The organism is Xanthomonas sp. NCPPB 3174, from assembly GCF_056725205.1.
The window spans coordinates 4,699,187-4,720,506 of sequence record NZ_CM161517.1 but is presented as its reverse complement, the minus strand read 5'-3'; the positions used below and the strand labels follow the sequence as shown (position 1 = coordinate 4,720,506).

The 21,320-nt window shown below is 69.5% G+C and carries 16 protein-coding genes; 10 read left to right on the top strand and 6 right to left on the bottom strand.

Annotation, left to right across the window (positions count from 1 at the left end; translation table 11 throughout):
• Nucleotides 1–162 precede the first annotated feature (162 nt).
• A complete protein-coding gene (locus AC1PK7_RS20375) occupies nt 163–2,001 on the bottom strand; it encodes a monovalent cation:proton antiporter-2 (CPA2) family protein (RefSeq protein ID WP_481099318.1) in 1,839 nt (612 codons plus the stop codon).
• A 542-nt stretch (nt 2,002–2,543) separates the two neighbouring features.
• On the opposite strand from AC1PK7_RS20375, the gene AC1PK7_RS20370 reads away from it, so the two are divergent.
• The 5 genes from AC1PK7_RS20370 to AC1PK7_RS20350 all read left to right on the top strand — a co-directional run bounded on the left by AC1PK7_RS20370 (nt 2,544) and on the right by AC1PK7_RS20350 (nt 7,815).
• Nucleotides 2,544–3,515 carry an IS110 family RNA-guided transposase gene (locus AC1PK7_RS20370; RefSeq protein WP_481099249.1) on the top strand — a complete coding sequence of 324 codons (972 nt, stop codon included), beginning with the start codon at nt 2,544–2,546 and terminating at the stop codon, nt 3,513–3,515.
• Nucleotides 3,516–3,820: 305 nt separating this feature from the next.
• Complete coding sequence (locus tag AC1PK7_RS20365; protein ID WP_481099317.1) at nt 3,821–6,517, top strand: bifunctional acetate--CoA ligase family protein/GNAT family N-acetyltransferase; 2,697 nt, start codon at nt 3,821–3,823, stop codon at nt 6,515–6,517.
• A 13-nt stretch (nt 6,518–6,530) separates the two neighbouring features.
• Nucleotides 6,531–6,884: a hypothetical protein gene (locus AC1PK7_RS20360; protein WP_481099316.1), complete on the top strand. Its 354-nt coding sequence runs from the start codon at nt 6,531–6,533 to the stop codon at nt 6,882–6,884.
• A 119-nt stretch (nt 6,885–7,003) separates the two neighbouring features.
• On the top strand, nt 7,004–7,228 hold the full coding sequence (locus tag AC1PK7_RS20355) for a hypothetical protein (protein ID WP_481099315.1): 225 nt from the start codon (nt 7,004–7,006) through the stop codon (nt 7,226–7,228).
• 110 nt (nt 7,229–7,338) lie between these two features.
• The gene (locus AC1PK7_RS20350) at nt 7,339–7,815 is read left to right on the top strand and encodes a hypothetical protein (RefSeq protein WP_481099314.1); all 477 of its coding nucleotides are present in this window, start codon (nt 7,339–7,341) and stop codon (nt 7,813–7,815) included.
• A gap of 108 nt (nt 7,816–7,923) precedes the next feature.
• Here AC1PK7_RS20350 and AC1PK7_RS20345 read toward each other — a convergent pair whose 3' ends face one another.
• Entirely contained in the window at nt 7,924–8,652 is a 729-nt protein-coding gene (locus AC1PK7_RS20345; RefSeq protein ID WP_481099313.1) for a hypothetical protein, read from the bottom strand.
• A 557-nt stretch (nt 8,653–9,209) separates the two neighbouring features.
• Here AC1PK7_RS20345 and AC1PK7_RS20340 point away from each other — a divergent pair.
• Both AC1PK7_RS20340 and AC1PK7_RS20335 read left to right on the top strand, forming a co-directional pair.
• Nucleotides 9,210–9,758, top strand: coding sequence for an excalibur calcium-binding domain-containing protein (locus AC1PK7_RS20340; RefSeq protein WP_371180618.1), 549 nt, complete (start codon nt 9,210–9,212; stop codon nt 9,756–9,758).
• An 87-nt stretch (nt 9,759–9,845) separates the two neighbouring features.
• Nucleotides 9,846–10,226 (top strand): hypothetical protein, encoded by a 381-nt coding sequence (locus AC1PK7_RS20335; protein WP_010341548.1) that lies wholly within the window; start codon nt 9,846–9,848, stop codon nt 10,224–10,226.
• Nucleotides 10,227–10,233: 7 nt separating this feature from the next.
• Here AC1PK7_RS20335 and AC1PK7_RS20330 read toward each other — a convergent pair whose 3' ends face one another.
• From AC1PK7_RS20330 to AC1PK7_RS20315, 4 genes are all read right to left on the bottom strand, one after another.
• Nucleotides 10,234–10,974, bottom strand: coding sequence for a DUF6065 family protein (locus AC1PK7_RS20330; protein ID WP_041499831.1), 741 nt, complete (start codon nt 10,972–10,974; stop codon nt 10,234–10,236).
• 76 nt (nt 10,975–11,050) lie between these two features.
• Nucleotides 11,051–13,060 (bottom strand): acetyl/propionyl/methylcrotonyl-CoA carboxylase subunit alpha, encoded by a 2,010-nt coding sequence (locus AC1PK7_RS20325; protein WP_481099312.1) that lies wholly within the window; start codon nt 13,058–13,060, stop codon nt 11,051–11,053.
• A 999-nt stretch (nt 13,061–14,059) separates the two neighbouring features.
• A complete protein-coding gene (locus AC1PK7_RS20320) occupies nt 14,060–15,670 on the bottom strand; it encodes a carboxyl transferase domain-containing protein (RefSeq protein ID WP_481099311.1) in 1,611 nt (536 codons plus the stop codon).
• 110 nt (nt 15,671–15,780) lie between these two features.
• A complete protein-coding gene (locus AC1PK7_RS20315) occupies nt 15,781–16,944 on the bottom strand; it encodes an isovaleryl-CoA dehydrogenase (RefSeq protein WP_010341368.1) in 1,164 nt (387 codons plus the stop codon).
• A gap of 132 nt (nt 16,945–17,076) precedes the next feature.
• Between AC1PK7_RS20315 and AC1PK7_RS20310 the strand changes: the two genes are divergently transcribed.
• From AC1PK7_RS20310 to AC1PK7_RS20300, 3 genes are all read left to right on the top strand, one after another.
• Nucleotides 17,077–17,685 carry a TetR/AcrR family transcriptional regulator gene (locus tag AC1PK7_RS20310; protein WP_420008253.1) on the top strand — a complete coding sequence of 203 codons (609 nt, stop codon included), beginning with the start codon at nt 17,077–17,079 and terminating at the stop codon, nt 17,683–17,685.
• 153 nt (nt 17,686–17,838) lie between these two features.
• Complete coding sequence (locus AC1PK7_RS20305; RefSeq protein WP_481070095.1) at nt 17,839–18,357, top strand: c-type cytochrome; 519 nt, start codon at nt 17,839–17,841, stop codon at nt 18,355–18,357.
• 93 nt (nt 18,358–18,450) lie between these two features.
• Nucleotides 18,451–20,214, top strand: coding sequence for an ExeM/NucH family extracellular endonuclease (locus tag AC1PK7_RS20300; RefSeq protein WP_481099310.1), 1,764 nt, complete (start codon nt 18,451–18,453; stop codon nt 20,212–20,214).
• The last annotated feature ends 1,106 nt before the right edge of the window (nt 20,215–21,320 follow it).

Below are 21,320 nucleotides of genomic sequence, written 5' to 3'. Positions count from 1 at the left end.
CTGCTTGGCGACTGGTCAGTATCCAATCGCGATCCGTCGAGCGCGACGATGACATGCCGACCGCGACCGCCGTTGTCGGCAGCGACGAGCGCACATCACGCAGCGCACGCCTGCGACACCGCTGGCCGCGAGGCTCCGGCCGTGGCATCCAAGCCACCCGTATCAACTGCGCTGCTGTTCCGCGCCTGTCGCGCCCGTCGCATCCGCCGGCCCCGCCGTCGGATCGTTGACGTCGGCCTCGAACAGCTTGGTCAGGTCGGCGCGCGCCGCGCGGGCGGTCTGCACCACCGCGGCCTCGTCGTCGTAGACCAGGTGCTGGGCGCGCAGCAGTTGCGAGTCGTGTTCGCGGAAGCGGGCGATGCGGTCGCGCGCGGTGGCCGCGTCCAGGCCCAGGCCGAGCAGCACCTGTTCGCTCAGTTCCAGGCTGGAGGCGAACACCTCGCGGAACGGTTCGGCGCCCAGGTCCATCAGCCGCCAGGCGTGCTGGCGGTTGCGCGCGCGCGCCAGCACCTTGGCGGTGGGGTAGAGCCGGCGGATCAGCCGCGTGGTCTTGATGTTGGTTTCCGGGTCGTCCATCGCCACCACGAAGATGCGGATGCCGTCGCTGCCGGCCGCGCGCAGCAGGTCCGGACGGCTGGGGTCGCCGTAGTAGAGCTGGTTGCCGAAGCGGCGCAGGTCCTCCACCGTGTCCGGATTGTGTTCCAGCGCCACGAACGGGATGCGCTGCGCGGTCAGCAGGCGCGCCACGATCTGGCCGAAGCGGCCCATGCCGGCGATCAGGACCTGCGCGCGCTGCGCATCCACGGTGTCGTACTGCGCGGCCGGCGGTGGTGGCTGCTTGCCCTTGCTGGCCTCGCTGACGCCGAGCAGGCGCTGCATGCCGATCAGCAGCAGCGGCGTCAGCGCCATCGACACGCCGACCACCGCGACCAGGCGGTCGTGGGTGGCGTCGTCGAGCAGGCGCACGCGCTGCGCCTCGGTGAACACCACGAAGGCGAACTCGCCGCCCAGCCACAGCAGGCTGCCCAGCAGCAGCGCACTGCGCCAGGGCAGGCGCAGCACGCGGCCGATGCCGGCCAGCAGTGCGAACTTGACCAGCAGCAGCGTGGCCACCGCACCGGCGATCAGCCACGGCTCGGCGACGATGCGGTCCAGGTCGATGCCCATGCCCACGGCGATGAAGAACACGCCCAGCAGCAGGCCCTGGAACGGCTCGATCTGCGCCTCCAGTTCGTGGCGGAACTCCGAATCGGCCAGCAGCACGCCGGCCAGGAACGCACCCAGGCTGGGGCTGAGCCCGGCCTTCTGCAGGAACCAGGCGTTGCCCAGCACCACCAGCAGCGCGCTGGCGGTGAACACCTCGGGCATGCGCGTGCGCGCCACGGTGCGGAACAGGTGGCGCAGCACGAAGCGCCCGCACAGCACCACCAAGGCCAGCGCGCCCAGCGCCTGGCCCACTTCCGTCCAGGTCAGGGTGTCGTTCTTGGCCCCGCCGAGCAGCGGCACTGCGGCCAGCAGCGGGATCGCGATCAGGTCCTGGAACAGCAGGATGGCGAAGCCGAGCCGGCCGTAGTCGCTGTTGAGCGCCTTGCGCTCGGCCAGCAGCTGCAGGCCTACCGCGGTGGAGGACAGCGCCAGCGCCAGGCCGATCACCAGTGCGCTCTTCCAGTTCATGCCCATGCACAGCGCCAGCGCGCCCAGCGGCAGCGCGGTCAGCGCCACCTGGGCCGACCCGGCGCCGAACACCGCATGCCGCATCACCTTCAATCGCGCCGGCGACAGCTCCAGGCCGATCAGGAACAGCAGCATCACCACGCCGATCTCGGCGGCGTTGAGGATGCGCTCGGTGTCCTGCACGAAGCCCAGCCCGTCCGGCCCCAGCACCACGCCCGCGGCCAGGTAGGCCAGCACCGCGCCCAGGCCCAGCCGCTTGAACACCGGCACCGCGATCACCGCGGCCAGCAGCAGCACCAGCGCCAGTTCCAGGCCGCCGCTATGCACGAGTCGTCTCCATCGCCGCATTATGCGGCCGCCAATGCGACCGTCTGCTGACCCGGGCTGTGGGGGCGGGTGTTCGCCGGGCTTGGTGAATCCGAGAGGTGGGGACGGATGGGCGGTGCTGCTGGACTTGCTGTCGAGGAGGGGGGCGCCGCCTGGTCAGCGCGCTGTGCTTATGGCCTGTGGCGTGGCGTCGTGCTTGAAGGGGACATCGAGCAAGCACAAGCGCACACGCGTAGGAGCGGCTTCAGCCGCGACCGTGCCTTACCGGTAACGCCTCGTCGCGGCTGAAGCCGCTCCTTGTATCTGGACATGTCGCCCCTAGACAGGCGTCATGTCTTCCGACTGATCATCGGAGGAGGTGTGGGAGGTCCAGTCGCTCCTAAAGCTTCGAGCTTGCATCGTAGATCGGCTCCGCCCTCCACATGCTGGCCCTTGTGTGTCCGAACGGTATCCAGAGTCCGCCCCCGGGCGTGAACTCGCATCGACAAGGCAGGACCGGGCTCAGCGCCGATCATGACCCTGACACGATGGAGGAATCGCGTATGTCTCCCGTCATCGGCATCGACGTCGCTAAACGCAGTTTCGATGTGGCCATCGATCTGACCAATGGCAAGCACCGTACCAAGGCCAAGTTGTCCAACGATGCCAAGGGTTTCCAGGCCCTGCAGGCATGGCTGCAGACGCATGCGCAGCCCGATAGCTGGATCGCCATGGAGGCCACCGGCACCTACCACCAGGCGCTGGCCGAGTTCCTCCACGCACGCGGCTATCGGGTGTGCGTGCTCAACCCGGCGCAGACGGCCGCGTACGCACGCAGCCAGCTCAGCCGGGTCAAGACCGATCGCAGCGATGCCAAGCTGATCGCCAGTTATGCCTTGCGTCACCGCGAGCAGTTACGCCGTTGGTCCCCTGATCCGCCGGCGCTCAAGCAGCTCAAAGCGCTGGTGCGCCGGCGCCAGGATCTGCAACAGATGCTGCAGATGGAGCGCAACCGGCTGGACGTCGCTCCGGCTCAGGTGAAGGACTCGATCCAGGTCCATCTGGCCGATCTGCAACACCACATCGCCCAGATCGAGCAGGCCATCGATGACCACATCGACCAGGATCCGACCTTGCGTGGGCAGCGCGAGCTGCTGGTGAGCATCCAGGGGATTGCCGACACCAGCGCGGCCTTGATGCTGGCCGAGCTTGGCGATGTGAGGCGCTTCGCCGATGCCGCGGCGGTGACCGCCTTCGCGGGCCTGAATCCGTGCCTGCAGCAGTCGGGCGACCGCAAAGGCCACGTCTGCATCTCGCGCACCGGCTCGCCCCGCCTGCGCGCGGGCCTGTTCATGCCGGCCCTGGTGGCCATGACCCACAACCCGATCATCCGCACGCTGAAACAGCGGCTGAGCGAACGCGGCAAAGCCGGCAAGCAGATCGTGTGCGCCGCCATGCGCAAGCTCCTGCATCTGGCCTACGGGGTTCTCAAATCGGGCACCGCGTTCGATCCGAAAAGGGGCCTTGCCTGCTAGGGGGTAAGACGGTATCTACGAGACGGTGGGATGCGCGGCAAAAACAGGTCGTTCGAGATGTCCTGAGTAGAGCGCGAGCGGCCATTGGGGTCGTTTTGAATCCAGCAACACACGCGAGCCGTGGACACCGGGCAGCCGACCGAAGCCCCTGTGGGAGGGGCTTCAGCCCCGACGCATGGAGGCCGAAATCGCGACATTGCGCCCAGTCGCCGAACCCGCGCTACCGTCGGCCGCGAGACTCGGATCATCCCCGCGCCGCGGCCAGCCGTGTACCGTTAGCGCATTCGCTCGCCTCTGCCGCCGCCATGAGCACCTATCACCTGCAGTCCGTGTTCCGCCCCGCCTCGGTCGCCATCGTCGGCGGCAGCCCGCGCGAGCGTTCGGCCGGGCGGGCGGTGGTGCGCAGCCTGCGCGCGGCAGGGTTCCCGGGGCAGATCGGCTGGGTCAGCCCGCGCTACCGCGAGATCGACGGTGTGCCCACGGTGCGCCGGCTCACCGATCTGCCGTGGGTGCCGGACTTGGTGGTGATCACCGCGCCGGCGCGGATGGTGCCGCGCATCGTGTCGATCGCGGCGCGGCGCGGCGTGGCCGCGGCGATCATCCTCACCGCCGGGCTCGGCAGCGGGCCGGGCTCGGCCGCGGCGCGGGTGGAGAGCGCCGCACGCGCCAAGGGCCTGCGCATCCTCGGCCCGCACTGCCTGGGCGTGATCGCCCCGCATGCGCGGCTCAACGCCAGCATCGCCGCGCACTGCCCGCAGCCGGGTGACCTGGCGCTGATCTCCGAATCCAGCGCCATCGCCGCGGCGCTGGTGGAATGGGGCGTGGCGCGCGCGGTCGGCTTCTCGGCGGTGGTCTCGCTGGGCGACGCGCTGGACGTGGACTTCGCCGACCTGCTCGACTACTTCGCCACCGATTACCGCACCCGCGCGATCCTGCTCTATGTCGAGCACATCCGCGACGCGCGCAAGTTCATGTCCGCCGCGCGCGCCGCCGCGCGCGCCAAACCCGTGGTGGTGGTGAAGTCGGGCCGGCAACTGCGCATCGACCCCAACGCCGACACCCACGTGCAGGCGCTGGCCAGTTCCGATGCGGTGTACGGCGCCGCGTTCGCCCGCGCCGGCCTGCTGCGGGTGCGCGCGCTGGACGAGCTGTTCGCCGCGGCGGAGACGCTGGGCCGGCTCAGCACCTTCCCTGGCCGGCGCCTGGCCATCCTCAGCAACGGCGGCGGCGTCGGCCACCTGGCGGTGGACACCCTGGCCGATCTCGGCGGCACCCTGGCCACGCTGTCGGCGCCCACCCAGCAGCGGTTGGAACAGGCGTTGCCGCAGGAATGGTCGCACCGCAATCCGGTGGACATCGTGGTGGACGCCGACGGCGAGCGCTACGCCGCCGCCGCCGGCGCGCTGCTGGAGGATCCGGAGAACGATGCGGTGCTGGTGGTCAACGTGCCCACCGCGTTCACCTCTTCCGCCGAGGCAGCGCAGGCGCTGACCCGCATCCTCGGCCAGCGCCCGCGCCACCACCGCGACAAGCCGGTGTTCGCGGTGTGGCTGGGCAACGACGAAAGCGCCACCGCCACGCTCAACGCCGCGCGCATCCCCACCTACGCCACCGAGGCCGACGCGGTGCGCGGCTTCATGCATCTGGTGCGCTATCGCGAGGCGCAGGCGGCGCTGATGGAAACGCCACCGAGCCTGCCCGACGATTTCGCCTTCGACGCTGCCGCCGCCCGCGGCATCGTCGACGCGGCGCTGGCCGCCGGGCAGACCTGGCTGGATCCGCTGGCGACCACGCGGCTGCTGGCCGCCTACGGCATCCCCACCGCGCCGGTGGAACACGCCGCCGATGCCGAGGCCGCGGCGCAGGTGGCCGCGCCGATGCTGGCGCAAGGCTCGGCGGTGGCGGTGAAGATCCATTCGGCTGATATCCCGCACAAGTCCGACGTGGACGGCGTGCGCCTCAACCTGGTCAGCGTGGAGGCGGTACGCGACGCCGCCGAGGGCATCCTCGCCCGCGCGCGCGCCGCGCGTCCGGATGCGCGCATCGACGGCGTGCTGGTGCAGCCCTCGCTGCTGCGGCCGAAGGCACGCGAGTTGATCGCCGGCATCGCCGACGATCCGACCTTCGGCCCGGTGATCGTGTTCGGCCGCGGCGGCACCGCGGTGGAGGTGATCGACGACAAGGCGCTGGCGCTGCCGCCGCTGGACCTGCGCCTGGCCCACGAGCTGATCGGCCGCACCCGCGTCAGCCGCATCCTCAAGGCCTACCGCGACGTGCCGGCCGCCGACGAGCGCGCGGTGGCGATGGTGCTGGTCAAGCTGGCGCAACTGGCCGCCGACCTGCCGGAGATCCGCGAGCTTGACATCAACCCGCTGCTGGCCGACCGCGACGGGGTGATCGCGGTCGACGCGCGGGTGGCGGTGGCGCCGTCGCGGCGCCTGCACAAGGGCCGCGGCCATCCGCGCTTCGCGATCTTCCCGTACCCCAAGGAGTGGGAACGGCGCATCGTGCTCAACGACGGCAGCACCGCGCTGGTGCGCCCGGTGCGGCCGGAGGACGATGCGCTGTTCCGCAGCTTCTTCGCCCGCGTCACCGACGAGGACCTGCGGCTGCGCTTCTTCCAGGCGGTCAAGCATTTCAGCCACGAGTTCATCGCACGCCTGACCCAGCTCGACTATGCGCGCTCGATCGCGCTGGTGGCGATCGAACCGCGCAGCGGCGACATGCTCGGCGCGGTGCGCCTGCATGCCGACGCCGACTACGACCGCGGCGAATACGGCATCCTGATCCGCTCCGACCTCAAGGGCCACGGCATCGGCTGGCAACTGATGCGGATCATGATCGAGTACGCCGGCTGGCTCGGCCTCAAGGTGGTCGAAGGCCAGGTGCTGCGCGAGAACCGCACCATGCTGGCGATGTGCCAGCAACTCGGCTTCAAGGCCACCCCGGATCCGGACGACGCCACGCTGATGGACGTGGTGTTGCCGGTGGCGCAGCACTGAGGACGGCGCCGCGATGTCGACGTTCTCGCCGAGCCTGTTGCAACCGCGTCACGCGATCCTCTCCGGTCAGCCGGAGGACGCCTCGCTGGAAATCCTGCTGCGTCCTTTCCTGCATGATGGCGAGATCGTGGACACCGCGATTCGCCTGGACGGCATCGCGCTGCCGTCGCTCAGGCTCGGCGAGCTCGCCGGCCAGCGCTTCGACTTTCCGCGCAATCCGCAGGACCGCTACATCGACGGCTCGCTTTACCTGGCCGGCGCGCACCATCCGGTCGACATCGACACGCTGACCTTCAACCTGTCGCGCGACGGGCAACTGACGCTGGTGGCCAAGGGCGCGTATGCGTTCGATGTCGGGCCTCGATAGCCTGGGTCAGGTGCCGTTCACCCTGGCGCCGCGGGTAAGCACGTGCGCGCTGTGAGTGGCTGATGCCGCGCAGGCGCCGGCGCACGTCCGCCTCGCTCCCCACCGGGTCAGTGGCGATCATGAAGTCCATCGCGCGCTACTACGACGGCGACACGCTGCTGCGCGTGCGTCAACTCGTGCGCGATAAGGGTATCGCTACGCACGTCGTGCAGGAGGAGTCGCGACGATTGGACGAGCAACGGGCACTGTTCGTCCGCCTCAATGCCCAGGCCGAGGACGCGCTGCGGCTCCTGCGCGACCCCGCGCACCAATCTGCGATCAGGGTTGATGCAGCGGCATTCTAGCGGCACATGGCGACCGCCGACCTGCGACTGCTCACTCGCGCCGCCAGCATCGTCTTCCTGATCGTGGTGCCGGCGCTCTGTGCGGCCATCTATCTGCTCTGGCGGTATGCGTGAGCCATTCCGCCATGCGCGCGTACCCCGGCACGGCAGCGGCTCCGATTGACGCGCCACGTCCGGCCATTGCACGCTCCCGGCGCATCGGTTGCAGCGCCGTACTGGCGCAAAAGGAGTGCAGAGTGAATCGTCCGCAACGTGTCAGCGTCTATGTCGCCTTTGTGTTGCTGGTGCTGCTCAATCTTCAGGCCATTTCGTCGTTGATGTATCTGTTCAAGGGCATGAACCACATGCTCCCGGCAAATGCCGTGTCCGTCACCCTGGCAGACGAACGCTCCGGCCTCGTGATTGTTCCGTTATTGGATCAGCATGGGCGACGCACGGGCCAGACCGTGAATGTCTTGGTGAATAACGACTACTACAGTCCCGTACGCATGCTGCCGGTGCTCAATCTGGGGCTGTTGTTGCTGGCGTTCGTGGCATACGGGGTGGGCGACGCCATGAAGAGTTGGCGCTGGCGGCATCGCGTCTGATGCCGCGGCGTCCCATCCGGTGTTCGGCGCATGCGTCGCGCGCGCCAGCCAGGCGCTGCGCCGGTCGGCGCCGACGAGCGGCGCGCGACAGACGCGGCGTGATGACGGCTACTCCAGTTCCTGGTTGCTCACCCCACGCTCGACCGGGTACACGGTCGGCGGCGGCGTGGTGGAGCGCATCAGCTTCAGCGAGGTCTTGCGCTGCTCGCACAGGTTGCCGCCGCTGACGAACACGCCGTCCTGGGTGCACTTCCAGTCGTAGAAGTTGGCGATGCCGCCGGCCAGTTGCAGGCTGTAGTCGGTGCTCTTGGCCGCCGCGTCGAACGGTTGCCCGGCGTGGACGTTCTGGAACCAGCGCATCCATTCCTTGGAACCGACAGGCGGGATCTTGGTCTTGTCGGCCTGGAAGGTTGGATTCATCGGCGAGAGTTGCGGCGATTCGGCGGTCATGTGGCAGCTCATGCAGGAGCTGATCGGATTGTCCACCGGGCCGTTGAGGCGGCCGTTCCAGCCCAGGTGGGTCGGCGGCAGTTCCGGCTTGGCGTTGATCGCCGACTGCAGGATGCTTGGGTTGATCCGGGTCTGGGTCGGCTGCTTGTTGGTGTAATTGTCGCCGGTATTCTGCGGATCGTTGCCGAACATCACGCCCACCGGCACCAGGTTCTGCCAGCCGGGCTTGCCGCTGACCGCACCGTTGTACTGGAAGGTGCCGAAGATCCAATCGGCGCCGGGCACGCGGCTGTCGCGCACGGCGAAATCCAACTGGATCAGCGCCACCTGCTTGAACGCGCGATCGGCGGACGTGAAGCTGTTGGTGACCCAGGCGTTCCACAGCACCGGGTTCTGCAGGAACGGGACCTGGCGCAGATCCGCCGCGCGGTTGCGGCGACGCTGCTGTGGAAGCGGCAGTCCTGTTGAAACGGCCTAGCGGACCGAAGACCTGTCCATGTCGCTCTCCTGACCCGTGTGGAAGGCAACTGCGTTGAACGACCCCGATGCGTCGAGCGTGGGGGAAACGCGCGGGCCCGGCAGGGCAGCATCGGGGGACGAATGCTGCGGAGGCGGCGCCGTGTGGCGGCCGCGATGCCGGGTTGCGCGTCGATCGCCAGTCCCGGGTGGTCGCGGACCTCGACGTTGCTCGACGCTTCGGACTCTAGCGAGCGCCGCGCAGCCGGTGGTAGACAGTTGCGCGCGCCGGCGTCGCGATGGCAGACGGCGGTGGGCCTTCACGTCGATCGCGCGCGCAGCGGGTGGCCCGCCGGCACGCTGGCCGCCGCCGTGGCATGCTGCGTGCGGGGTCGCGCCTGGCGGGAACGGGCAGGCGCGGTGGGGACGGTGGACGCACCGGGCACGGCGGCGTCCACTGCGGCGATGCACTTTCTTGCGGTGACGCCATGCGCACGCACGGGACCTTGATTCAGTGGAACGAGGAGCGCGGCTGCGGCCTGGTGCGCCTGGCGCATCGCGAGACCGAAGCCGAGGTGCAACGCGCGGCGTTTCCCGCCGACGGGGTGCCGCCACGGGTGGGCGAGTTGATCTCCTTCGACCTGGAGCAAGATCCGCAGGGACGGCCGCACGCGATGCGGGTGATGCGGCCCGGGCGTGCACCGGTATCGGCCGCGCAGGCGGCGACCGCACCGCGCAGGCGTCGCGGCCGCTGGCTCGGCGTGCCGGCGCTGCTGGTGGTGCTCGCGGTCGCCGGCTATGCCGTGCTGCGCTTCGTGGCGCCGCCGCCGGTAGCTCCTGCGGCGCCGGTCGCGCCGGTGGCCACGGCGCCCGCATCGTCGGCGCCGGCCTTCCACTGCGACGGCCGCACGCATTGCGCGCAGATGACCTCGTGCGACGAAGCGGTGTACTTCCTGCAGCACTGCCCGGGCGTGGAGATGGATGGCAACCACGACGGCGTGCCGTGCGAACGGCAGTGGTGCCGGCGCGCGCGCTGAGCAGCCGCCGCCGCGTGCGCGGTGCAGGGTCTTGACCCGACCGTGATCGGGACTCGGCTACGGTCGCGGATTGCCTGCAGGTGACGCATGACCGAGCCACGCCTCTCTCCCACCAAGACCCGCGCGTTGTCGCTGGGCCTGTTCGTCTTCGTCGCGGTGTTCGCCGCCATCGTCTGGTCGCTGTTGCGGCCGTACGGCTCGGTGTACTTCTTCCCGGTGCATTTCCTGGTCGGGCTGGGCCTGCCGTTCCTGTTCTACGCGCTGGGCGCCAACCGCGCCGCGTTCCTGGCCGGGCTGGGGCTGACCGTGATCGTCCTGGTGCTGTTCAACCTGTGGGGCGACCAAGTCGGTGGAATTGGTCCGCGCGTGTTCGACTGGGCGCATGCCGTCGCCGGGATCCTGGGCATGCTGCTGGCCTACGGCGTGTTTCGCCTGTCCACGCGCGTGCGCCAGCGCCACGCGCGCTGAGCCGGCGTCATTCCGCGTCGTCGCTGCGGGTGAACGGCGCCAGCCGCAGTTTCACCCGGTGCTCCACGCCGGCCGGGCACTGCCCTGGCGCCGGCCCGCGGAAGTAGCTGCGCTGCCAGCCTTCGCGGCTGGCGTCGGAACCGGGCTGTTCCAGATCGTGCAGGAACTGCCCGCGGCTGCGCATCCATGCCTGGTGTTCGCGCTCCAGTTCCGGCGTCTGCGACAGCGGCTGCCAGCGCGGCTCGGTCTCGGCCAGCACCCGCCGCTGCACCGGGAAGAAGTGGCAGAACGGCTCGCCCGCCTCGAAGCGCACGCGGCCGGGCCGGGTGAACTGCCAGTTCATGGTGAAGGTGTACGGACTCCAGTCGGTCTCGATCAACCCGGTGAGCCCGGCGATGCCGTCCTTGGGCCGGTTCACCGGCGCGGTGACGTACAGGTCCACGCCGGCCTCGGTGCGGAACAGGCACGGCACGTGGAAGGTGAGCACGCCGTAGCCGAAGTGGCTGACCGCCGGCGCGTGCGTGCCCGGCGCCGGCTGCACGCGCAGGTCGTCGAGCGCGTTGCCGCCGTTCCACTCGGCCTCGAACGCGGTCTGGCACAGCAGCTCCCAACCGTGCGCATTGGCAATGTCCAGCGGCAGGCAGCGGTACGCGTAACGCTCGGAGGTGCGGTCCATCCACGGCCGCTCGCGCGGCGCCGGACGCACGTCGAGGGTGTGGCCGTCGAGAACGTGGGCGGTGAGTTTCATGGCGCGCGCAGGAGGATGGACCAGCGCCGAGTGTGACGCCTCGTTGCGGTCTTGGCGAGCGCGCGAGGCGCAGCGCTCAGGCCGCTTCGAAATCCAGCAGCGCCACGCCGTCGCCGACCAGCTCGCCCTCGCGCACGCGAAAGCCCTGCACGGTGCCGTCGGCCGGTGCCTGCAGGGTGTGCTCCATCTTCATCGCCTCCAGCACCAGCAGCGGCGTGCCGCGGGTCACCTGGGTGCCGGGTGCCACCAGCAGGGCGACGATGCGCCCCGGCATCGGCGCGGTGAGGCCGCCGCTTTCCACTGCCGGCTGGTCGGCCTCGGCGACCGGGTCGTGGCGTTCGAACAGATAGTCGTGGCCGTCGACGAACAGGTGCAGCTGCGTACCGGCGAACACCGCATCGGCCTGCACCCGCTGCGTGCCGAGGAACACGGACAGGCGCCCGTCGCGCAACTGGCCGCTCGCCTCAAGCGTCTCCTGCGCCTGCGCGGCTTGTATCCGCCAGCCGCCGGCATGCGCGGTCAGGTGCAACGTGCGCTGCGTGTCGCCATGCTGCAGCGTCAGCGCATGCGGGGCTGGCGCACCCAGCCGCCAGCCGTCGCGCAGGTCCCAGGGCGAGTGCGGATCGGCCGCGTGCACGGTGGGCACCGACGCATGCAGTTGCCAGGCCAGCGCGGCCAGGCTCCACAGCGCATCGCTGGTCGGGGCCGGGGTGTCGAACAGCGCCGCGTGTTCGCGCTCGATCAGTGCGGTGTCCAGGTCCGCCTGCGCGAATGCGCTGGTGCCGACCAGGCGCTGCAGGAACGCGGCATTGGTCGACACGCCGACCACCTGGCACGCGGCCAGCGCCGTCTGCATGCGCCGCAGCGCGCGCTCGCGGGTCACGTCCCAGACGATCAGCTTGGCGATCATCGGATCGTAGTGTGGGCCGATCACATCGCCCTGCTCGACGCCCGCATCGACCCGCGTATGCGCGTCGGCGGCGGGCAGGCGCAGATGCTGCAGCGTGCCGATCGACGGCAGGAACCCGCGCGCCGGGTCTTCGGCGTACAGCCGCGCTTCCAGCGCGTGGCCGTGGATCGCCAGTTCGTGCTGGCGCTGCGGCAGCGGTTGCCCGGCGGCCACGCGCAGTTGCCACTCCACCAGATCGGTGCCGGTGATGCACTCGGTGACCGGATGTTCCACCTGCAGGCGCGTGTTCATTTCCATGAAGTAGAACGCACCATCGGGCGCGACGATGAACTCCACCGTGCCGGCGCCAACATAGCCGACCGCGCGCGCGGCCTCCACCGCGGCCTGGCCCATCGCCGCACGCCGTTCCGCGTCCATGCCCGGCGCCGGCGCTTCCTCCAGCACCTTCTGGTGGCGGCGCTGCACCGAGCAGTCGCGTTCGAACAGGTAGACCAGTTCGCCGTGGCTGTCGCCGAACACCTGGATCTCGATGTGCCGCGGCCGCAGCACGTACTTCTCCACCAGCACGTGCGCATTGCCGAACGCGGCCTGCGCCTCGCGCTGGCAGGCGGCGAGCGCGGCGACGAAGTCTTCGTCGCGATCGACCCGGCGCATGCCCTTGCCGCCACCGCCGGCGCTGGCCTTGATCAGCACCGGGTAGCCGATGGCCGCGGCCTGCGCGCGCAGGAACTCCGGGTCTTGCTGCTCGCCGTGATAGCCGGGCGTCAGCGGCACCCCGGCCGCCTGCATCAGCGCCTTGGCCGCGCTCTTGTCGCCCATGGCACGGATCGCCGCCGGCGGCGGCCCGATGAACACCAGCCCGCGTGCGACGCAGGCCTCGGCGAACTCCGCGTTCTCGGACAGGAAGCCGTACCCGGGATGGATGGCCTGCGCGCCGCTGCGGTGCGCGGCCTCGAGGATGCGCTCGCCGCGCAGGTAGCTCTCGCGCGCCGGCGCTGCACCGATGTACACAACCTCGTCGGCCAGACGCACATGGCGCGCGTCGCGGTCGGCATCGGAGTACACGGCCACGGTGGCGATGCCGAGCTTGCGGCAGGTGGCGATCACCCGGCAGGCGATCTCGCCGCGATTGGCGATGAGGATCTTGTCGAAGGTCGGCAGGTCGGGGGTGGCCATGGTCGGGTGCCTGGAGAAGGTTAGAGGTGTTGCGCTTGCGGTGTGCAGACGTGCGTTAAGCGCGTGCTGCGAGGGTCGCGGTTTCGGTTGCTAGCGTTGTAGCCGCGGTCGCTTGGCTTGGCTTGGCTTGGCTTCGCTGTGGCTGTGGCTTTGGCTGTTGTCCTTGCTTTTGACTTACCGGGTTCCCTTCCGAAGCGGCGGCCATCGCGGGGAAACACCCGAAGGGCGGCGTACATGGATGTACGCCGTCCGCGGCAGGGGCAGGATGCCCCTTCCGCGGATCCCCGTGATGGACGCGGACCCGGAGCGCGCAGCGCGGAGGGCGCGAAGGCAGGGCGCGCTTTCTTTTGGTTACCTTTTCTTTGCGCGAGCAAAGAAAAGTAACTCGCCCGCAAGGGCGAAAGCTCTTGCTGTTGCTTGATGTTTGCGTATCAGGCGAGAAGGTCTGTAGGAGCGGCTTTAGCCGCGACCCACATGATGTGTAATGCCTGTCGCGGCTAAAGCCGCTCCTACGATTCAGCGGCCACCGCCATAGCAGCAAGTGCAAGAGCAAAGCTTTCGCCTGGCGGCGAGTCACTTTTCTTTGCTTGTGCAAAGAAAAGTAACCAAAAGAAAGCACACCCCGCAGCGCGCCCTCCGCGCTACGCGCTCCGGGTCCGCAGCCACGACGGGGATTCGCGGAAGGGGCATCCTGCCCCTGCCGCGAACGGCGCACATCCATGTGCGCCGCCCTTCGGGTTTTTCCCCGCCGCGGCTGCCGCGCCGAGGGGACCCGGTAAGTCAAAGGCAGAGCAAGAGCAAATGCAGGAGCAAGAGAAGCAGCAAAAGCAGGAGCAAAAGCAGGAGCAAAGGCGGACGCCGTCGCAGCGAGCGCGTCCGCGGAGCCGGTCGTGGACTCCACCGCCGGGCACACTAGCGCCGGCATCGCCAGCGACCACCTGCGTGACCACCGCCGATCCCCGCGCGAACGCGCCTGAAACAACGAGCGCATGCGCCCGCTCACATCCGGAACACCCCGAACCGGCTCGGCTCCGCCGGCGCGTTCAACGCCGCCGACAAGCCCAGCCCCAATACCCGCCGCGTCTGCGCCGGATCGATCACCCCGTCGTCCCACAGTCGCGCACTGGCGTAGTACGGATGGCCCTGCCGCTCGAACTGCTCGCGGATCGGCGCCTTGAACGCCACTTCCTCCGCGTCCGACCACTGCCCGCCCTTGGCCGCGATGCCGTCGCGGCGCACCGTCGCCAGCACGCTGGCCGCCTGCTCGCCGCCCATCACCCCGATGCGTGCGTTCGGCCACATCCACAGGAAGTTCGGCGAATAGGCGCGGCCGCACATGCCGTAGTTGCCGGCGCCGAACGAACCGCCGATCACCACCGTGAACTTGGGCACCTTGGCGCAGGCCACCGCCATCACCAGCTTGGCGCCGTCCTTGGCGATGCCGCCGTGCTCGTACTTGCGGCCGACCATGAAGCCGGTGATGTTCTGCAGGAACACCAGCGGGATGCCGCGCTGCGCGCACAGTTCGATGAAGTGCGCGCCCTTCAGCGCCGACTCCGAGAACAGGATGCCGTTGTTGGCGACGATGCCCACCGGATAGCCATGGATGTGCGCGAAGCCGGTGACCAACGTGGTGCCGTAGCGCGCCTTGAATTCGTCCAGGCGCGAGCCGTCCACCACCCGCGCGATCACCTCGCGCACGTCGAACGGCTTGCGCGGGTCGGCCGGGATCACCCCATACAGCTCCTCGGCCGGATACAGCGGCGGCTCCGGCATGCGCAGCGCCAGGGCGGGGGCCGGCTTGCGCCAGTTGAGCTGGGCGACGATGGCGCGCACCCGCGCCAGCGCCTGCAGGTCGTTGTCGGCGAAGTGGTCGGCCACGCCGGAGATGCGTGTGTGCACGTCGGCGCCGCCGAGGTCCTCGGCGCTGACGTCCTCGCCGGTGGCGGCCTTCACCAGCGGCGGGCCGCCGAGGAAGATCGTGCCCTGCTCGCGCACGATCACCGTCTCGTCGCTCATCGCCGGCACGTAGGCGCCGCCGGCGGTGCACGAGCCCATCACGCAGGCGATCTGGGCGATGCCCTGCGCCGACAGGTTGGCCTGGTTGTAGAAGATCCGGCCGAAGTGGTCGCGGTCGGGAAACACCTCGTCCTGCAGCGGCAAAAACGCGCCGCCGGAATCGACCAGGTAGATGCACGGCAGCCGGTTCTGCTGGGCGATCTCCTGCGCGCGCAGGTGTTTCTTCACCGTCATCGGGTAATAGGTGCCGCCCTTGACCGTGGCGTCGTTGGCGACGATCACGCATTCCACGCCGGAGACGCGGCCGATGCCGGCGACCACGCCGGCGCACGGCACCTCGTCGTCGTACAGGCCCAGTGCGGCCAGTGGCGCGATCTCCAGGAACGCGCTGCCCGGGTCGAGCAGGGCGTCGATGCGCTCGCGCACCAGCAGCTTGCCGCGCGCCTGGTGCTTGGCGCGGGCGGCCTCGCTGCCGCCCAGGGCGATGCGCGCCTGGGTGGCGTGCAGGTCGTCGACCACCGCGCGCAGCGCGGCGGCATTGGCGGCGAAGGCGTCGCTGCCGGGTTGCAACTGGGTCTGGATCGCGCTCATGGCTGGGCCGTGGAAAGAAAGGAAGGGAAGGCTGCTGATGTGGGAGGGGTTTCAGCCCCGACGCGGTGACGTTGGAACGTCGTCGCGGCCGACGCCCCACCCGCAGCGCATCACTTGGTCCGCTCGAACAACTCGCGGCCGATCAGCATGCGGCGGATCTCCGAGGTACCCGCGCCGATCTCGTAGAGCTTGGCGTCGCGCCACAGGCGCCCGGTCGGATAGTCGTTGATGTAGCCGTTGCCGCCCAGCACCTGGATTGCTTGGCCGGTCAGCCAGGTCGCCTTCTCGGCGGCGTAAAGGATCGCGCCGGCGGCGTCCTGGCGGGTCGTGCGGCCGGCGTCGCAGGCGCGCGCCACCGCATACACGTAGGCGCGGCAGGCGTTGAGGCCCACGTACATGTCGGCCAGCTTGCCCTGCATCAGCTGGAAGCTGCCGATCGGTTCGCCGAACTGGCGGCGCTCGTGCACGTAGGGCAGCACCACGTCCAGCGCCGCGGCCATCAGCCCCAGCGGCCCGCCGGACAGCACCACGCGCTCGTAATCCAGGCCGGACATCAGCACGCGCACGCCGCCGCCGACCTCGCCGAGCACGTTCTCCGCCGGCACCTCGCAATCCTGGAACACCAGTTCGCAGGTGTTGGAGCCGCGCATGCCGAGCTTGTCCAGCTTCTGCGCGGTGCTGAAGCCGGGCATGCCCTTCTCGACCACGAACGCGGTGATGCCGCGCGCGCCGCCGCTGGGGTCGGTCTTGGCGTAGACCACCAGCACGTCGGCATCGGGGCCGTTGGTGATCCACATCTTGTTGCCGTTGAGCACGTAGCGGTCGCCGCGCGCCTCGGCGCGCAGCTTCATCGACACCACGTCCGAGCCGGCGCCGGGCTCGCTCATCGCCAGCGCGCCGACGTGCTCGCCGCTGCACAGCTTCGGCAGGTAGCGCGCCTTCTGCGCCGGGCTGGCGTTCTTGCGCAACTGGTTCACGCACAGGTTCGAATGCGCGCCGTAGGACAGGCCGATCGCGCCGCAGGCGCGCGAGATCTCCTCCATCGCCACCACGTGCGCCAGGTAGCCCATCGCACTGCCGCCGTACTCCTCCTCCACGGTAAGGCCGAGCAGGCCCTGTTCGCCGAGCTTGCGCCACAGCGGTGCGGGGAAAGCGTTGTCGCGGTCGGCCTGCTCGGCCAGCGGCGCGATCTCGCGCGCGGCGAAGGCGGCGACGCTGTCGCGCAGCAGGTCGACCTCCTCGCCCAACTCGAAATTCAACGACGGCATCAGCATGGCGGCAACTCCGGGAATGGCGGGTGGCCGGCGGCGCCTAGAATCGGACCCGCGCCGGGCAAGAGCGCCCAGCGTAGCCGGGAACGGCAAAGAAGTGAACAGAAATTCATTAATTGAACTTAGAATCACGCCATGGCCTACAAACGCTCCGCCCTGATGGAAGAACGCCTCGCCGGCAACCGCCAGCGGATCCTGCTGGCGGCGCGCCGGCTGATCGCCGCCGACGGCTTCCGCGGCGCCCCGGTGACCGCGGTGGCGGCCGAGGCCGGGGTCTCCACCGGGCTGATCTACCGGCATTTCCCGTCCAAGGCCGAGCTGTTCGTGGAGGTGCTGACCGCCGCCGTGGAGCACGAGCTGACCATCCTGCGCGCCATCGCCGCCGCACCGGCGCCGGCCGCGCAGCGCCTGCGCGACGCCATCGCCTCGTTCGTGCGCCGCGCTCTGGCCGGCCCCGGCCTGGCCTACGCCTTCATCGCCGAACCGGTGGAACCGGAGGTGGATGCCGAGCGCATCCGCTGCCGGCGTCTGCTCGGCGACGTGTTCAAGGGCATCCTGGCCGAGGGTGTGGCCGCGGGCGAGTTCCCCGCGCAGGATCTCGATGCGGCGGCCGCGTGCCTGGTCGGCGCCTACACCGAGGCCCTGGTCGGCCCGACCGCGCCCAGCCGCGACGGCCCGCGCGACAGCGAGCGCCTGGTCGAGGCGGTGTGTGGGTTCTGCCTGCGCGCGGTGGGCAGCGCCTGAGCGCAACGGCTGCGCCGCCTGTGCCGAACTGCTGCGATGCAGCACGCATCGCCTGCGATTCCGGGCCATCCTGGCGTGCCGCGCGGCGCAAACGCTGGCTATACTCGGTCGCGTAGCGGTGGTCCGGATTACCACGTGCCAAAGGGGTGTGATGTGCGGAATTACGACCTCGAATTTCTCAAGCGCTTCTCGATGGTGATCGGCCTGCTGGTGCTGATCACCCTCGGCCTGATCGTGTTCGCGCATCACCTGCAGCGGGCCATCCCGCCGGAGGTGTCGCCGACCGCGCAAAAGCGCACCGACGAGCGCATTGCGCCCGTGGGCGCGGTCTACGCCGGCAGCACCGGCGCCGCGGCGCAGGCCGCCGCGCAGGCTGCGGCGCTGGCCAAGGCCTCGGCGCAGGCGGCCTACGGCGGCACCACCGACGGCAAGACCATCTTCAACAACCTGTGCACCGCCTGCCACACCACCGGCGTGGGCAAGGCGCCGACGCTGGACCATGCGCACTGGGACAAGCGCATCGCGCAGGGCAAGGAGACGCTCTACAAGCACGCCATCGAGGGCTATACCGGCCCCGACGGCGGCATCATGCCGCCCAAGGGCGGCAATCCCGGGCTGACCGAGGAGCAGATCCACGCCACCGTGGACTGGATGCTGGCCAACCTGAAGTAACCTTGCGCCTCCCGCACGCCCTTGCGCCGCCTTCGGGCGGCGCAGTCGTTTCCGCGCCCGTCGCGTGCCGGCGCAAACAAGGAGAGTGATCGCATGCGCATGCCGCCGTCATCGTTGTTGTCGTTGCTGCTGCTGGTCGCAGCCCCCGCCGCGCAGGCGCTGACGCCGCCGACGCTGCTGCCGATCGGGCAGTTGCGCCCGGGGCCGCAGGCGCAGGGCGTGGTGTTCGAGGGCGTGGTCACCGCGCGCGTGGAGGCCGGCGGCAGCGGCTACCTGGTGCAGGACGCCGGCGACGACGATCCGCTGACCGCAGACGCCCTGCTGGTGCGCGGCGATGCCGAGCGCAGCCTGGCCCCGGGCGACCGCGTGCGGGTGTGGGGCGAACTGGCCCCGCAGGCCGCCGCGTCGGCCAAGGCCGGCACGGCGTTCGTCGGGCGCAGCGTTCTGGAGCAGGGGCACACCGTGCTGGCGCGCGCGCAACCGTTGCCGCTGCAGGTGCTCGATGCAGCGCCGGCGGACTGGTCGGCGCTGGCCGGCATGCGCGTGCGTATCACCGCGCCGCTGACCGTGGTCGACAACGACATGCTGGGCAAGACCGGCGAGCTTGGCGTGGCCTTCGGCGGGCGCCTGTGGCAGCCCAGCGAAGTGGTCGCGCCCGGCAGCGCCGAGCAGGCGGCGGTCATTGCCGACAATGCGCGGCGCGGGCTGCGGCTGGGTACGCTCGGTGCGCCGACGCCGACGCCGACGCCGACATCAACATCGGCAACGGCAACGGCAACGGCAAAACTTCCGGACTATCTGGGCAGCGCCACTGCACCGCCGCGCGCGGGCAGCACGGTCCAGGACGTGGAGGGCATCGTCGGCGGGGTGATCGAGGGTGCCGCGCGGCTGTATCTGACCGCCGCGCTGCAGCTGACGCCGCCGCCGGAACCGGCGCCGCCGCAGGTCGAGGGCAGCCTGCGCATCGCCGCGTTCAACCTGGAGAACTTCTTCAACGGCGACGGCCGCGGCGGCGGGTTCCCGACCTTGCGCGGCGCACGCACGCCGGCCGAATTCCAGGCGCAGCTGCGCAAGCTGGTGGCGACGATCCGCCCGCTGCAGGCCGACGTCGCCGCGTTGATGGAACTGGAGAACGACGGCTACGGCCCGACCTCGGCGATCGCCAGCCTGGTCGACGCGCTCAATACCGGCGGCGGCGACTGGCGCTTCGTCGACGCCGGGCGCGGCCCCGGCGACAACCCGATCCGGGTCGGGCTGATCTACCGCGCCTCGCGCGTCAGCCCGGTGGGCAAGCCGGCGATGCTGGAAGGCGGCCCGTTCGCCGAGCACAGCCGGGTGCCGCTGGCGCAGGCGTTCCGCCGCGGCAGTGGTGCGCCGTTCGTGGTGGTGGCCAACCACTTCAAGTCCAAGGGCGGCTGCAGCGAGGCCAACGGCGCCGATGCCGACCGCGGCGATGGCCAGGGCTGCTGGAACGCGACCCGCACCGAGTCGGCGCGCCGCGTCGATGCGTGGCTGCGCAGCGACCCCACCGGCACCGGCAGCGCGGCCAGCGTGCTGCTTGGCGATTTCAACGCCTATGCGATGGAAGATCCGCTGCGCCTGCTGCGCGACGCCGGCTGGCGCGATGCGCTGCAGGAGGCGCATGTCGCGCAGCCCTACAGTTTCGTCTATCGGGGGCTCAGTGGTCGGCTGGACCATGCCTTGCTGAGTCCGGCGCTGGCGGCGCGGTTGCGCGGCGCCGCCGAGTGGCACGTCAACGCGGACCTTCCCGACAGCGATGGTTACCGCGAGCGCGATCTGCCCGGCCCGTGGCGCAGTTCGGATCACGATCCGTTGTTGCTGGGGTTTGATCTGTAGGCTGGGAATGGGGAACTGGGAATGGGGAATCGGAAAAGCCGATGGTCGGCCTTCCTTTCCCCGTCCTCGATGTGTGGGACATTCCTGCTGGAGGCTCACGTCCTTCGCGAGGCGCACGACGGTCTGTCGTGAGTAGATGTGCTGTGTTTCAGGCCGGTCGCAGTGAGTGTCCGGTCTTACGCGTCACTGCCATCTCCTGAACGTTGCTTCTGTCCATCTTGCGCCAACTGCACGATGTGTCGTGGTGCTGACCGACGCTGTGAGATGTGGTGTTCTCGCTCGTTAAGAAGGACGACAGCATCGGCTGTTGCTGTTGCTGTTGCTGTTGCTGTTGCTTTGGCACTTGCCGTTGTTTCTGCTGTTGCCGTTGCTTTGGCTTTTGACTTACCGGGTTCCCTTCCGAAGCGGCGGCCAGCGCGGGGAAAAACCCCGAAGGGGCGGCGCACATGGACGTGCGCCGTCCGCGGCAGGGGCAGGATGCCCCTTCCGCGGATCCCCGGGCTGGACGCGGACCCGGAGCGCGTTAGCGCGGAGGGCGCGTAGGCAGGGTGTGCTTTCTTTTGGTTACTTTTCTTTGCACAAGCAAAGAAAAGTAACTCGCCGCAAGGCGAAAGCTTTGCTCTTGCACTTGCTGCTACTGGGGCGGCCGCACGGTCGTAGGAGCGGCTTCAGCCGCGACAGACATGGCCAATTAAATTTGTCGCGGCTAACGCCGCTCCTACAGGTTTTCTCATCTGACACCAAAGCTTGGAGCAAAGGCTTTCGCCCTTGCGGGCGAGTTACTTTTCTTTGCTCGCGCAAAGAAAAGGTAACCAAAAGAAAGCGCGCCCTGCCTTGCGCCCTCCGCGCTGCGCGCTCCGGGTCCGCGGATGCACCGGGGATTCGCGGAAGGGGCATCCTGCCCCTGCCGCGAACGGCGCACATCCATGTGCGCCGCCCTTCGGGTTTTTCCCCGGTCCATCCGCCGCTGCGGAAGGGAACCCGGTAAATCAAAAGCCAGAGCAACGGCAACAGCAAAAACAGCGGCAACTGCCAAAGCGTCAGCAACAGCAGAGGCAACGGCAGGTGCCAAGGCGATGGCGACAGCAAACTGCGCCTCGACCCTG